Raw genomic sequence first — 13,874 nt, forward strand, 5'->3', positions numbered from 1 at the left:
CGGGAAAGCCGCAGCAGAATGGATTTGTTGAACGTTTTAATGGCTCGTTTCGGCGAGAGTTTTTAAATGCTTACTTGTTTGACAGTCTATCACAAGTAAGAGAAATGGCGTGGGAGTGGATGTTGGACTACAACGAAGAACGACCGCACGATAGCTTAGGAAGTTTACCCCCAGCTATCTATCGGAAAAAAGTAGAAAACTCTAGTTTAGAGCTGTCTCAGTAATGGGGAAGCTGACAGTTGAAGCTGGAATTTTCTCTGTTGTCTGTTTTTATGAGTAATGGGGCTTTATAGTCGATAGCTCTGGATTTTATTTTGATTGCTTTTAACTTTGGTTGGTGCGCTTCGAAAAGCTAATGTTTTAAGCGCTACTGTGTGACTTATTGTTGTTATGAGATGTTAGGTATTGTTTTTTAATAGTATCAACCTCGAAAATATTTTGCACGGCAAAAAACAAAAAAGTTATTAAGGAGTAAAGAGACTTTGTCGGAGCTTTTTTAACATAAGAAAGATAATAAAAGAGAGTAATGTACAAGTTCAGGCGCTACAACTTTTGTAGTATCTTAGCCTCTTGATTTAGATGAAATTAAATTCAGTCGAAATTGTCACATAAGAAGTTCATCCCGAAAGTAGTAGCGTTTTCACTGTTTAACCTAGATAAGCAGTGAAAAGAAGAGCTATCGCTATTTTGGTTTGCCCATAGCCCAAAATGGTTACAACTGACTTATAATAAATTTTCATTTTCGTTTCGTTGTCTGCATCTCAGAAAGATAGATGTCACTGAATTTTGATGCTAAGTTATTTTCTGATTTATATGATTAGTTATGTAAATCAACTTTACTAAAAACAAAAAAATAAGAAGGACAGGATTATGAGAAAATTATTAGTAACAGTAACTTTAGCTACGTCAGCTTTGTTGTATAGCAGTGAGTCATCGGCGGAGACAGTTTACTCTGTTTATTGCAATGGCGAACATTATTACTCCAGCTCAAGCGTTCGTGGAGTAAGATGGGCTGTGAGTGTTTGTGAGAGTATGGGCGGGACAGCTGCTGTATTCAGATATGCTGATTAAAGGCATTTAGTAAAGCTCAATAACCCAGCCAAACAAATCTATCTCGGCTGGGTTTTGTTGAGAGTAAAAGATAATAGTTCAAACATCCGAGAAATCTTCGCCTAGACCAAACCAAGATAGACGATGCTTTTTTATTGTTTATCAAAAAGCTGAGTTTGAGCAGCTGATGTTCGGCATTAAGCGTTAACCTAACGCCGAGCTGAGTGGAAAGGGCGTAAATTACTAAGGACTAAAAGAAGTATCCGCAAATTTTAGCAGTTCGATACTGGTTAAAGTATCCGTGCCATCACGTCCTGCAACACTATCGACAACGGTAACAACACCATTGTTGTTGGTAATCGTATAATCAACCGCATTACCTGTAAACGTCGCGGTATCCGTACCGTCACCACCATTGATGGTATCGTTACCTTGATTGCCAATGATTTCGTTGTCTGCAACATTCCCCGTTAAATCATTCGCTTGATTATTGCCGATCAAAGTAATGGGTGAACTTCCCGTTAGTGTGACATTGATTAAGTATTGCGACTTATGGGTGTACTTTTGATTAGCATCAAAGTTAAGTGTAAAAGTTCCAGTGTAATTCTTATCTACCCGGGCATTGTAAGTGACGTATTCACTAAAAAACTTTCTTGGCGAGTCGCCACCAACTAATGCCCATCCCATAGGATCAATGGTTGATATTTCTGCCCTAGTTTGAGGTTGATATAGGTCATTGGAGCCTCCAGAACTCGAACGTCCAGCAAGGCCGTAATAAGTATCAATGATCGAAGCAAGATATTCTTGAGTTAGGCTATTTTCGCCTTGAAGTTCACTTAGCCAATTTAGATCGATACTTGCCCAGATGCCTTTACCGCCAGCAACAATACTTGATGGAACAGCGTTGTTGGTTGCATTGCGAATTTCTTGTTGAAACTCGGGTAAAACACCTGGCATGGTATTACTGCCATCAACGCCAATACCAGTGTCGTGCATTAAATGAAGAATTTCTTCAAAAGCAGCATCTCTTGGTTCGTTGACCAGATAAGCATCAGAACCTTCTACAACATTTTCAGTTTGGAACAAGGTTTGTCCACTGGCAGGAGCACTACCGGTATCAGAGCCGTTTGGCATGATCAAGATGGCATTGTTATCTGCCATTTTGTTCCAGACAGCCGTTTTGTCGGCACCATATTGCGAGCCAGGAACATTCGTTAAATAAAACTCCAGAATATTGCGCGCACGAACCATCTGTTCATTAGTGATCTGATCTTGAGCAAAAAAGTGGATGGCTTTGCCGTTAGGGGCAACCAGTTTTGTGTACTTACAAAAATTATTTCTATGTTCCGCTGCTGCGCTGGCTGGGATATCGGTTATTCCCAGACTTGCACCTTCACTAATCGCTTGCGAGCACTTGTTCGTCGGCGGCGGCGGGTTGGTTGAGCCGCTAGCATTTGAGTTGCTACTCGATGAGCCGCCCCCACATGCACACAAGGTTAACGCCGATACAGCGATCATCATCTTTTTAGCAATCACCATGATTACACCTCCAAATAGATAAACTTCAAGACGTTATTGTCGTGAGTGAGTCGATTTAGAATCAGTATATCTACCTGAAATTTATTTACTGTAAGCCCATGTAAGGCAAGGTAAGAGAGGCTGCATACAACATAAACCAGCCTCTTGAAGTTAATAAAAACGGAAATTTTTCTGGTGTTTGGTGATTTGTTAGTTAAAGACTTATCAGAGCCTTTTAGTTCTTGCTTTTATCTTTTTGTTTGTGCTTCTCATGCGTTCTTTTGCCAAAAGATATGGCGTAAGAAAGGCGACGAGCTTGCAACAAAGGATCGGAGGAGGGCGCGAATCCTGATGATAAAATTAACGGATCAAAATTGATTGCATCGCACTTGCCATCGGATTCACGGCTAATTGCCTGCACTTTTAGCTTAGCTGCAACAAGGGTTGTGTGCTTACCTGTCCAGGGGAGGGCTGCATTGTTAACCTTGTCGTCAGGGTTAGCAATGGTAATCACCATATTCCAAACAATTCCATGTTGGCTCAGGTTTTTCTGCATGTTTTCAAAATAAAAATCATCTTGTGGTTTTAATACAATATTTTGCGAGCGTTCTGGCACAAATGCCCAGCGAACGGCGGTTCGTTTATTATCGTCATTGGTTAGATAAAAACTATTAATGCTATTGAAGGTACTGCCTTCATAAGGAGTGAGCTTCTTCTCTTTTTTGGCCATGTGAGTTTTAAAGCGCTGAAGATCACTATTTCTACTTTTAAACGCTTTTACGGCTTCCTTCCCCTGGGTTTTCGCGTGCATTAGTTCTGCGAAAGCTTCTGGCGTTGCGACAGGAAAGAAATCAAGTGTATTCATAGACATACGATGTTCTTGGCCATCGACCGTCGTGATGGCCAGACCCATACCGTACTCTGCTGGTTTGCTATCGGATGCCTTGTTGTTACCGCCTTTATGAGACAGCCTGCCGATTACCTTTGATTTATGGGCAAAAAGTGGGCTGTTACTGTATTGATTAATGTGTGAATCGTGTGGAATGAGAGAGGCTTCAAAGCAAAATCCTTTGGTATGGTTCCTGCGTTTGCCTTCTGTTATCCCAAATAGCTTCTCAAAAGATTCAACAGTGTGCTTGGCGTTTTTCGCAACATCATTAGCAAAGACAGGTGTTGTGAATAAAAGCACGCCAAATATGGTTGTTAATTGTCGCATGATTGGCCCTCAAAGTTATGGTTTGTGTATATACTATTCGTACACTAACTATAATTCAACTAATTGTTGTATTTTTGAACATTCGAGTGCAAAATTTACTGACCATTAACTATAGGAAGATTGTATTGTCAGTTGCTCAACTTGATAGCCAGCTTTGTTTTGCTCTTTATACTGCCTCTAATCATTTAACCAGTATTTATCGCCCTTTATTAGAACCTTTGAAGCTTACTTACACTCAATTTGTGGTGTTAATGGCGCTATGGGAAGAAGACAATGTGTCGATCAGTGCTTTGGCTATGAAGACAGGCTTGAGCAAAGCGACTATGACGCCATTGTTAAAACGCCTGGAACAAAAGCAGTTGATAGAACGACAATTGCTAGCCGACAACGAACGGCAGAAGAATATTGTATTGACCGATGAAGGAAGAGAGCTCTCGCTAAAAAGTGAGGCTATTACAAATCAAGCTTTCTGTGAGACAGGACTTACGAAAAAGCAAGCTACCGACTTGATGGCTCTTTGTCATAAAATTGTAGAGCAGAAACCTTAACTTTTGCTTACAGCTCTTTAGCTTGCTCTTGCAATCGGGATGGTTGGAGTAAGCTGCGTAAGGCTGGGGGACTTGATACTTGTTCAAATCTAAGTCGAAACTTTCACAAATCGCTTTAAGCCAAAAGGCAAAGAAAACTGAGAGAAGCTTAACACTTGAAACTTGCCCATCGGTAGCTGCTCTTCACTCAAAGCTGCGCCACAAGCCATTAGCTCTCTTTTGCCCATAGGCTTGCCAGCAGGAGAGCTATGGTTCCCCATCAGAAGCTCATCGCTATTTTCACTGATAGCCCACTCAAAATGAAACATCACTTCACTAGCTGAGAGCACTGAGCCAGAAGCGTCTTTATTAAAGTGCAGTTGTTTGTCGTTGGATAAGTTTTTCTTATGTCCGGCGTCGAAACTCCATTTGCCTACAATATCAGTTTTTTGCATAGGAAAGCTCAATATCCGAGTTGGCCTGTTACAACAGCGTCATCATCTAGGGAGCTTACTAGATAAACTTTCACCGAAACTGATCCAAGAAAACTTCCGGAGCTGCTTTCGCCAATTGACAGCCGCGTTTTACACCTCGAGAAAACATATCATTAATTTCATCTTCAGAAAGCGAGTAATTATGGATCGAGACTTCCGCAATATCGCCATGAAATAATCCAGAAACGTCCGAAGAACGACTGCCGATCCTCAATGGACTGTCGTTAGATAACGAGCCACTTCTTGCCATAGGATTGTTGCGTCTAATGTACTTACCATCAATATAAAACTTTATGCCATCTTCGTGGTCTCTATCAACCGTCACATTAACTAAATGCCACTGGCCATCAGCAATAAATTTATCGACTATATAGTTGCTACAAGATGAAATGGGAGGGTTTGATTGGCAACTCCAACTGCCTTCGCCTTTTGCTAACTGAAAGCCTAGTTTTCCATCAGTAACAAATAAATGATAACCCTTCACATACTCTACATTTTTTTCACTTCTTTTATCTAGAATAACGATTAAACCTTTAGCTCGGGTTCTTATCCACGCACTTAAAGAAAAATCATTGGTACCGACATCGATAATAGGAGAGTTTTTTACTTCAACATAATCATCGATGCCATCCAAACAAAAGGCTGTAGATTGGTTTTCGGGTGATAGAGTGACATGCTGCTTAGTATTTATACTCGCAGACGTTGTACTAGCTTCTTTTTCTTCTGCTGACGTTGCTGAAGAATTGAGCTGTAAAGATGTATCCGGCTTTATTGCGATTGAAACCGAAATAACAAAGAGCAACGATGCCGCTAGGAAAAATGAAGTGAGAGGCTTAGTTGATATATTGAATGTTTTTTGCGCTTTTTCAACTTCATTGTGCAATTTTGGTTCTGCCGAAACTTGAACCTTTGCTGTTAATATATAACCTTTCTTTGGGACTGTTTTAATGCAGCTAGTTTCATTGTCTTTATCTAGAATTTTTCTGATTTTGGCAATGTTTCTATTTAATGAGTTTTCATTAACAACCTGATCTTCCCATACACGACGGATAAGATCTTCTCTTAAAACCAATTGGCCAGCGTTGTCTATTAAAACTTCTAAAACAGAAATTATTCTTGGTTCAACTTGCTTTACTTCATTGTTTTGCGAAATTGAATTTTGCTGAATATCTACAAGACAATCATTAATTAAAAACTTTGTAGAGTTCATCTGTTATTGAGATTTTCCTTGCTGCCTAAAACTCTAAAAAGATTATATCTCGACTCTTTTGTAATAAATAGACACAAAATTGAGCAAAAGAGGGTAATAGTCACTTTTTCTTCACAAATTTTGCAGCTTCACGTCATTTTTTTTATCTCAATTCTTTCAAAAATAACCCCGCCTTTGAAATTGTTAAGAATTAAAGGTTTTAGTCATGGTTAACAAATAACCTGAAAGTAATATTTGGGAGAATAGGAAAATGTCACGTACATTATCTGTTTTAAAAAGAAGTCACGTAATAAAAAGAAAGAAAACACTTTTAACACTAGCTACTGTTGCTAGTTTATTATCTGGTCATACGGCTGTAGCGAGAGAGCATGGTGGAGAAGAATTCGACAGAATACCTATCGATTGTACACAGATTGATGAAACTTGCGGTGGGGGAGGTAGCAGCTATGTTATTGTACCATCGGCGCCAGAATATATCCACTACAGCCCTTTTAGTGAAAAAGGAAATCTAAAAGTAGAGTGGGCTGCTGCCTACGGAGGTACACAAGTACCAAGTTACAAGCTGTATCGTCAAGATAATAAAGGCAGCTGGAGTTTGGTATACAGTGGGTTTGCAAGAAATCAAACCTTTTCTGGCTTAGTCGATGGTTTATATCGTTTTCGAGTTCAGGCTTGTACTTCTAAAGGTTGTGGTGACTTTCGAGAGTTTGTTCACTCCCGTGTAAGTCGCTCCAAAATGAACAAGTATGTTCCTAGAGTAAGCAGCACAGGGAGTCGCGCTCGAACGTTTGGTAGTACAACTTATGACGTTGCAAAACTAGGTTATGGATTTGATTCATTAAATGGTGAGCCAATGAATGGCCACTGCTGGACTAATGATGCCGATATTTTAGGCGGTGGAGCCTCTGTCGATGAAGGTGACATGAAGTTCAGAGCCGCAAATACCCATTCAGAGTTGTATGCTGCTTTGGATCTGAGTGAAGACACTACTCTTAACCTTAATTATGGAATCTTCAATGCAGAGTATCATTACAAAAAGAAGTTAGTAAGCAAAATCCACAACGTAGGATCTGAAGGCCTTATAATTGCGAAGTTAGAAAATTTTCATCGCAACGAGTATACAAAAAGTGAAGCTTTTCTTAACTTAACGCCAACGGCTAAAAATTACTTGTTAACAGGTCAAAAAGAAAACTTTCGGAATACTTGTGGTGATGAATATGTTTCTGAGACAACGATCGGTAAGCTGGCTTATATTGCGATCCATGTAACTTCTGATTCCAAGTCCATTTCTGAAGTTCGCTCCACAACTGAGGAGATAAAAGGAAGTCTGCAAGGATACGCTAGTGGTGGATTTAGCGAAACTGAGGTCAGCGAAATCACCTCTAAGTATAAAGGATATAGCATCAGTGTGACTGCATCGACTTTAGGAAGCACTGAAGGTATTACGGAGTTTATCCAGTTTGATAAGTTTTTTGAATTGTACAACCAGTTTCAAGCTAGCGAAGGCACTGCGGTTGTTAAGTACAAAACAAAGAAATACAATGTGCCAGAAGAGTTGAGTTCTCAACCACATTTTAATGTCTTCTTAGACTATCGACCCTATCAAAATTTTATTCGTACTTGGCGTACATATGATGCGCAGCTGCAAGAACGCTGCCAGTATTTTGATCCTAATCTTTTTTCTGAGCTTTATAAAAAGTTTGATGCAGAGGCAAGACGAGTTGGTTATTCAAATCTGGGAACCTACTGTGCTATTGCTAAAGGTCTGGTCGCTGAAAATATGCAGCATTGTGGTGAACATCAAAGCTGGAGTGAGTGTGTTGCACCAGTATCGAGCAGTTGCCAAGACAGTGTGACAGGTAATAGCTGTACTCATTATGCAAATCAGGTTCCCAAATGGTATGAAGATCGCGATAGCGATGAACTTTGGGTTCGAATTGTTAATGCTAGTATTGATAAGAAGTATGCTAGTGCTACCAAGTATATGTGTTTGGGGCCAAAAGAGATCGTTGACTACACCAAACAATGGAACAACTGCGGAGAGTATTGCACCAGTGATGTACCTGGAGTGGGTATAGACTTTTTGGGCGGCTGGAATATTGATGCAAAAAGTCATCGCATTGTTGAAGAAAGTTCAGGTGATTATGCTGGGCAAACCTGTCTGAAATCTTATGCGAAAATTCACAGTAAAGCATGGTGGAAGTCTGGTGGTAAGTGGCATAGCAGACAAACGCTTAATAAATTGCAGGCGGTTGATGAGCCTTATATTTTCTAGCATTAAACTTTAATATGTTAATAAAATAGGATGTCTTTAATAACAATAATCAGGCTCTAGGGATGGAGCCTGATTTTTCATCTTTCTAACGGTGTGAAAAGCTCAATAAAAAAGAGAGAGTTAATACCGACTTGATTCATCTAAAAATTTACGAATAGTGTTTTTAGACCAGTCTTTATCTTTGACTAACTCCAAACTTGTTTCACTAACTTTAGGATATTCTACAGAGGAATAGGCAGCAAGAGGTAGACGCGCTGCAAGAACTGAGTTTAGACAGCCAAATCGAGCCAGTTTAATAACATTTTCTGACAGCAAACATGCTACTTTATCATTAATAAGATAGAAGCCATAATATTCTGGCCAACCGCCATTGCCAAAATGTAAAAAGCGATTAAGATGCTTATTAGCTTCAAGGAAAAGTGTTGTTAGCGCATAATATTTATCAGAGTCACTTTCTAAGGCTATGGAAAAAGAGGTTGATTCTTCGGCTCCTAGCTTAATGCGAAGAATGTTCGCTTTAAACTCAACGTCATGAGCTATTCCAAACACTTTATCAAGGTTTGAGCTAACAAACTCGCAGTAGCCTTGTGCCTGTTTTTCTATATCAATTTCTTCATCGCGTTCTTGAGGGGCATCATAAACATAGACGTCATCATCTTCTAGTAAAGAAGAAATAAAGCTCTCTTTTGATTTATTATCGATCTCATCAGTCTGTCCAAAAGAAAGGTTGCTTAACAGCTCATCAACATTTCGTGAAATAAAAATAGGTGCTTCTATGTTCGGGTGATAAAGATAAACACCCAATACCTCTCCCGTTTCAGCCATACCGACACAGAGATACTCGTTGCTGCCATTAATCCCAAAAGGAATGATTTTTTTAACATCAAAACTGGGATATCGATATTTTTGCACTCGGTTAGAATAGTCTCTGGATACAAGCAAAAGATCATCGTTCATTTGGCCCGAATACGAATGCCATTGTTTTTCACTAATCTTACCTGACTCTTTGAGACGAGACAGCTGGTTTGAAAAGTGAATTCTGTCTTTACCGCTATCAATGAGATAGGTCAGTAACATGACCCCTTTGGGAGATATTAATTGAAACGGAGAAAAAAAGCGAAAGTGAAAAGAAAGCGATTCAGAAGGCTCATTGAATTTATCGAACCATAATTGAGCAAGTGGTTCAGGGATACCAGGAACATTAAGAGCCTCGAGCAATTTTGGGAAGCTTTTGTCTGAGCGCTGATACCATGCTTCGTGAGATGTGGTTTCGTTACATAGTGGACAGGAAGTTTCATTCCACTGAGTTCCGCACTTGGAGCATTTGGCTTTGGTTTCGAAGGTGTTCCAGGTATTTCCACAAAAGCAAGCCCAGCGCGCCTCACCATCAGGAACCCACAAACAGCTAGGGCATTGAAGTTGGCTATAGTCGATCATGAAAAGGCTCCGTCATTGCTTTTTGTTTAATTGTAATACAGGCTATCTTTAGATAACGATGCAGAAAAGGAATAGTCCTAAAAAATTTAAATTTTTAGATCTACACAATTTGTTAAGAATACAACCCTGTGTGTAATAAGAGAAGGAGTTTGAAGACTATCGAGTAATAAACAAGCTGGCTAGAATCTGGAGTCCAGTTTGAATTAAAAAATCACCTGGAACATCATGGATAACTGGAAAGAGCTGAGCTTAATAAAGAAAATTTTAATAGGAACTATGATCATTGTTGCAGCTTTTTTTGCACCAGAGTTAATGATCCTTATTGACGTCGGCGGAATTGATTTAGCTTTTGGTTTTCTCCTTTATTACTATAAGCCTGTCATCGAATGGTTTAAGGCCAAAATAGACGCAATCAAAGCTGAGCTTCAAATCGCTCGAGATATCATCGTAAATAGCGCCTTGTCCAGGCCAAAGGTGTTTACCCTCAATACTGCATATTGTTCAATCTGCCTTCTGGTTACCGGGTCGCTACTTTTCTCTTTTAGCTTCTTTTTGCCTGCGTTAATGGTCAGTGGGGCTTATGTATGAACAAGCTTATGACCTACCAAAGAGTGAAGATGTTGCTTGATTAGTGAGCAAGTGCCTATTTTGTCGACAATCTAAGACAAAATTTTGACTAAATTCCAAAATCCACCTATGATTGTCGACAATTTCAAGAAAGTAGGCCACTTTTGTTCAAAATATGAGCCCTTTGAGCGAAAAACCCGTCACCGCCGCGGATAAAACCTTCATCCAGCTACGACAAGACATCGTAGAAGGGCAGATTGCGGCTGGCTCCAAGCTCAGTGAGACCGAATTGTCGACAAAATACGCGGTGAGCCGAGCCATTATCCGTGAAGCCATCAATCGTCTTGAATCCAGTCATCTTGTTGAACGTAAAGCCAACGTAGGGGCAAAGGTTGTTGCTCTAACGCCAGAAGGATTGGTCCAGCTCTACGAAGTACGCGAGTCCCTCGAGGGGATGGCCGCACGACTGGCTGCGGATCAGATGACTGACCAAGAAATCACCGCTCTTCAAGACTTACTTAACTCTTACGGCGATACCGTGAAATCCGGTGAAACCTATTATCAAGAAGCGGGTGATGTCGACTTTCATTACCGCATCATATTAGGCAGCAAAAATACTCATCTTATATCATTATTAATAGAAGGCATTTATCACTTGATACGAATGTATCGCGTGCAATTAGGTATGTCAGGGCCAAGAGTGACCACCGCCTATGACGAGCACCGACACATTATGCAGGCAATAGCAAACCGCGATGCGGAACTGGCAGAGATGTTGATGCGAAGACACATCTCATACACTAAACAAAGTTTGCAAAAGAAACTCAATGGTGAGTTTTCATAGTGGGGTCATAAAGAAGACCCTCGAACCCATTATGAAAAAATACTGCGAGAATTTTTGATTTAACAAACTACAAAGAAAATTGGATACCTTATGAATTCTAACTACAGAAAGCCGTTAGCTGGGACCAAGCTAGACTACTTCGATACGCGTCAGGCGATTGAAGATATTCAACCAGGCTCTTATGAAACTTTGCCTTATACATCGCGTGTATTGGCAGAAAACCTGGTTCGTCGTTGCAGCCCTGAAACTCTGACCGATTCACTCAAACAAATCATTGAGCGCAAGCGCGAGTTAGATTTTCCTTGGTTCCCTGCGCGTGTTGTTTGTCACGATATTTTGGGACAGACAGCTCTTGTTGACTTGGCAGGCTTACGTGATGCCATTGCAGAGAAGGGCGGTGACCCTTCACAAGTTAATCCTGTCGTTCCAACACAGCTTATCGTTGACCACTCGTTGGCAGTAGAGCACGCTGGTTTTGAAGAAGACGCTTTCGAAAAAAATCGTGCCATTGAAGATCGTCGTAACGATGATCGCTTCCACTTTATTAACTGGACCAAAACGGCATTCAAAAACGTTGATGTTATTCCTCCTGGCAACGGCATCATGCACCAGATTAATCTGGAAAAAATGTCTCCTGTTGTGCACGCTCGCGATGGCGTAGCTTTCCCTGATACCTTAGTAGGAACAGACAGCCACACACCTCACGTTGATGCACTGGGTGTTATTGCTATTGGTGTGGGTGGATTAGAAGCAGAAAGCGTTATGCTGGGTCGTGCTTCTTACATGCGTTTGCCAAATATCATTGGTGTTGAATTAAAGGGTAAACGCCAACCTGGTATTACAGCAACAGACATCGTATTAGCCATTACTGAATTTTTACGTGAACAAAAAGTGGTTTCTTCTTACCTGGAGTTCTACGGTGAGGGCGCATCTGATTTAACTTTGGGTGATCGTGCAACTATCTCTAATATGACGCCAGAGTTTGGTGCGACAGCAGCCATGTTCTATATCGATGACAAAACCATCGATTATTTAAAAATTACAGGCCGTGATGATGAGCAAGTCAAATTGGTAGAGACCTATGCTAAAGAAACCGGCTTGTGGGCAGACAGTTTAGATAAAGCGGAATACGAACGTGTATTAACTTTTGATCTGTCTTCTGTTGTTCGTAACATTGCGGGTCCATCTAACCCTCACAAACGTGTCCCTACTACTGAGCTAGCTTCACAAGGTATTGCGGGTAATGTTGAGAACGAAGAAGGTTTAATGCCTGATGGTGCGGTCATCATTGCGGCCATCACCAGTTGTACTAACACCAGTAACCCTCGTAATGTGATTGCCGCAGGTTTGATTGCCCGTAACGCAAATCAAAAAGGTCTGTTAAGAAAACCTTGGGTTAAGTCATCTTTAGCTCCCGGATCAAAAGCGGTTCAGTTGTATCTTGAAGAAGCCAATCTATTACCAGAATTAGAAAAGCTAGGCTTTGGTGTTGTGGCTTTTGCTTGTACAACCTGCAACGGTATGAGTGGGGCACTTGATCCAGAAATTCAAAAAGAAGTGATCGAACGAGATCTGTATTCGACGGCTGTTTTATCGGGTAACCGAAACTTTGATGGTCGTATTCACCCTTATGCGAAACAAGCCTTCCTGGCGTCACCGCCACTCGTTGTGGCTTATGCCATTGCCGGAACCATTCGTTTTGATATTGAAAAAGATGTACTTGGTCATGATCAAGAAGGTAACCCGGTGACTTTAAAAGACATCTGGCCAAGTGATGAAGAGATCGATGCGATTGTAGCGAGCAGCGTTAAGCCTGAACAGTTTAGAACCGTATACGAACCTATGTTCAATCTGTCTGTTGACTACGGTGAGAAAAACGATCCTTTGTATGACTGGAGACCGCAAAGTACTTATATTCGTCGTCCTCCTTATTGGGAAGGTGCATTGGCCGGTGAGCGTACGATGAAGGGCATGCGTCCTTTAGCTGTATTAGGTGACAACATTACCACGGATCACTTATCGCCATCGAACGCGATTCTAGCCAGCAGTGCGGCAGGCGAGTATCTGGCGAAGATGGGCTTACCAGAAGAAGATTTTAACTCTTACGCGACACACCGTGGTGATCACTTAACAGCTCAACGAGCTACCTTTGCTAACCCAAAACTGTTTAACGAAATGGTGCAGGAAAACGGCGAAGTTAAGCAAGGGTCTTTGGCGCGTATTGAGCCAGAAGGCAAAGTCACTCGCATGTGGGAAGCCATCGAAACCTACATGGAGCGTAAGCAACCTTTGATCATCGTGGCTGGCGCTGATTATGGTCAGGGCTCATCACGAGACTGGGCGGCAAAAGGTGTTCGTCTGGCAGGTGTAGAAGTGATTGCAGCCGAAGGTTTTGAGCGTATTCACCGTACTAACTTGATTGGTATGGGTGTGTTGCCATTAGAGTTTAAATCTGGCACAAATCGCAAAACTCTAGAAATTGATGGCACAGAAACTTACGACGTAGTCGGTGAGAGAACACCTGGTGCTACATTAACTCTGGTTATTCATCGCAAAAATGGTGAAACAGTTGAAGTACCTATGACTTGTCGACTCGACACCGCCGAAGAAGTTTCCATTTATGAAGCGGGCGGTGTATTGCAGCGATTTGCGCAAGACTTCCTGGAGTCTTCGGGTAAAAACTAGAAGTAATATTTTGGGATGGCGATGTAACAGTGAAATACTTTGGGTATAACA

Annotated in this window: 12 protein-coding genes; 7 read left to right on the forward strand and 5 right to left on the reverse strand. The window is 41.1% G+C overall.

Annotated features, from left to right (window positions below):
* The coding region (locus NH399_RS07325; RefSeq protein WP_253038179.1) for a transposase at positions 1 to 224 on the forward strand (224 nt) is incomplete at its 5' end.
* Positions 225 to 870: 646 nt separating this feature from the next.
* Entirely contained in the window at positions 871 to 1,071 is a 201-nt protein-coding gene (locus NH399_RS07330) for a hypothetical protein (RefSeq protein WP_253038181.1), read from the forward strand.
* 222 nt (positions 1,072 to 1,293) lie between these two features.
* Here NH399_RS07330 and NH399_RS07335 read toward each other — a convergent pair whose 3' ends face one another.
* Together NH399_RS07335 and NH399_RS07340 are read right to left on the reverse strand one after the other, a co-directional pair.
* Positions 1,294 to 2,589, reverse strand: coding sequence for a hypothetical protein (locus NH399_RS07335; protein WP_253038183.1), 1,296 nt, complete (start codon positions 2,587 to 2,589; stop codon positions 1,294 to 1,296).
* 214 nt (positions 2,590 to 2,803) lie between these two features.
* Positions 2,804 to 3,784 (reverse strand): catalase, encoded by a 981-nt coding sequence (locus NH399_RS07340; RefSeq protein ID WP_253038185.1) that lies wholly within the window; start codon positions 3,782 to 3,784, stop codon positions 2,804 to 2,806.
* 125 nt (positions 3,785 to 3,909) lie between these two features.
* Between NH399_RS07340 and NH399_RS07345 the strand changes: the two genes are divergently transcribed.
* On the forward strand, positions 3,910 to 4,332 hold the full coding sequence (locus tag NH399_RS07345; protein WP_253038187.1) for a MarR family winged helix-turn-helix transcriptional regulator: 423 nt from the start codon (positions 3,910 to 3,912) through the stop codon (positions 4,330 to 4,332).
* Positions 4,333 to 4,421: 89 nt separating this feature from the next.
* Here NH399_RS07345 and NH399_RS07350 read toward each other — a convergent pair whose 3' ends face one another.
* The gene (locus NH399_RS07350; RefSeq protein ID WP_253038189.1) at positions 4,422 to 4,766 is read right to left on the reverse strand and encodes a hypothetical protein; all 345 of its coding nucleotides are present in this window, start codon (positions 4,764 to 4,766) and stop codon (positions 4,422 to 4,424) included.
* A 70-nt stretch (positions 4,767 to 4,836) separates the two neighbouring features.
* Positions 4,837 to 6,015: a LamG-like jellyroll fold domain-containing protein gene (locus NH399_RS07355; protein ID WP_253038201.1), complete on the reverse strand. Its 1,179-nt coding sequence runs from the start codon at positions 6,013 to 6,015 to the stop codon at positions 4,837 to 4,839.
* A gap of 250 nt (positions 6,016 to 6,265) precedes the next feature.
* On the opposite strand from NH399_RS07355, the gene NH399_RS07360 reads away from it, so the two are divergent.
* Positions 6,266 to 8,290, forward strand: a complete 2,025-nt coding sequence (locus NH399_RS07360; RefSeq protein ID WP_253038203.1) for a fibronectin type III domain-containing protein — start codon at positions 6,266 to 6,268, stop codon at positions 8,288 to 8,290.
* A gap of 120 nt (positions 8,291 to 8,410) precedes the next feature.
* Here the strand turns inward: NH399_RS07360 and NH399_RS07365 are convergent, their stop codons facing one another.
* Positions 8,411 to 9,727 carry a hypothetical protein gene (locus tag NH399_RS07365; protein ID WP_253038205.1) on the reverse strand — a complete coding sequence of 439 codons (1,317 nt, stop codon included), beginning with the start codon at positions 9,725 to 9,727 and terminating at the stop codon, positions 8,411 to 8,413.
* Between the two features lie 225 nt (positions 9,728 to 9,952).
* Between NH399_RS07365 and NH399_RS07370 the strand changes: the two genes are divergently transcribed.
* The 3 genes from NH399_RS07370 to acnD all read left to right on the forward strand — a co-directional run bounded on the left by NH399_RS07370 (position 9,953) and on the right by acnD (position 13,823).
* The gene (locus tag NH399_RS07370; protein WP_253038207.1) at positions 9,953 to 10,315 is read left to right on the forward strand and encodes a hypothetical protein; all 363 of its coding nucleotides are present in this window, start codon (positions 9,953 to 9,955) and stop codon (positions 10,313 to 10,315) included.
* Between the two features lie 154 nt (positions 10,316 to 10,469).
* On the forward strand, positions 10,470 to 11,138 hold the full coding sequence (locus NH399_RS07375) for a GntR family transcriptional regulator (RefSeq protein ID WP_253038209.1): 669 nt from the start codon (positions 10,470 to 10,472) through the stop codon (positions 11,136 to 11,138).
* A gap of 90 nt (positions 11,139 to 11,228) precedes the next feature.
* Entirely contained in the window at positions 11,229 to 13,823 is a 2,595-nt protein-coding gene (gene acnD / locus NH399_RS07380; RefSeq protein ID WP_253038220.1) for a Fe/S-dependent 2-methylisocitrate dehydratase AcnD, read from the forward strand.
* The last annotated feature ends 51 nt before the right edge of the window (positions 13,824 to 13,874 follow it).

The organism is Pleionea sp. CnH1-48 (assembly GCF_024124665.1).
Classification (GTDB): Bacteria; Pseudomonadota; Gammaproteobacteria; order Enterobacterales; family Kangiellaceae; genus JAMXSB01.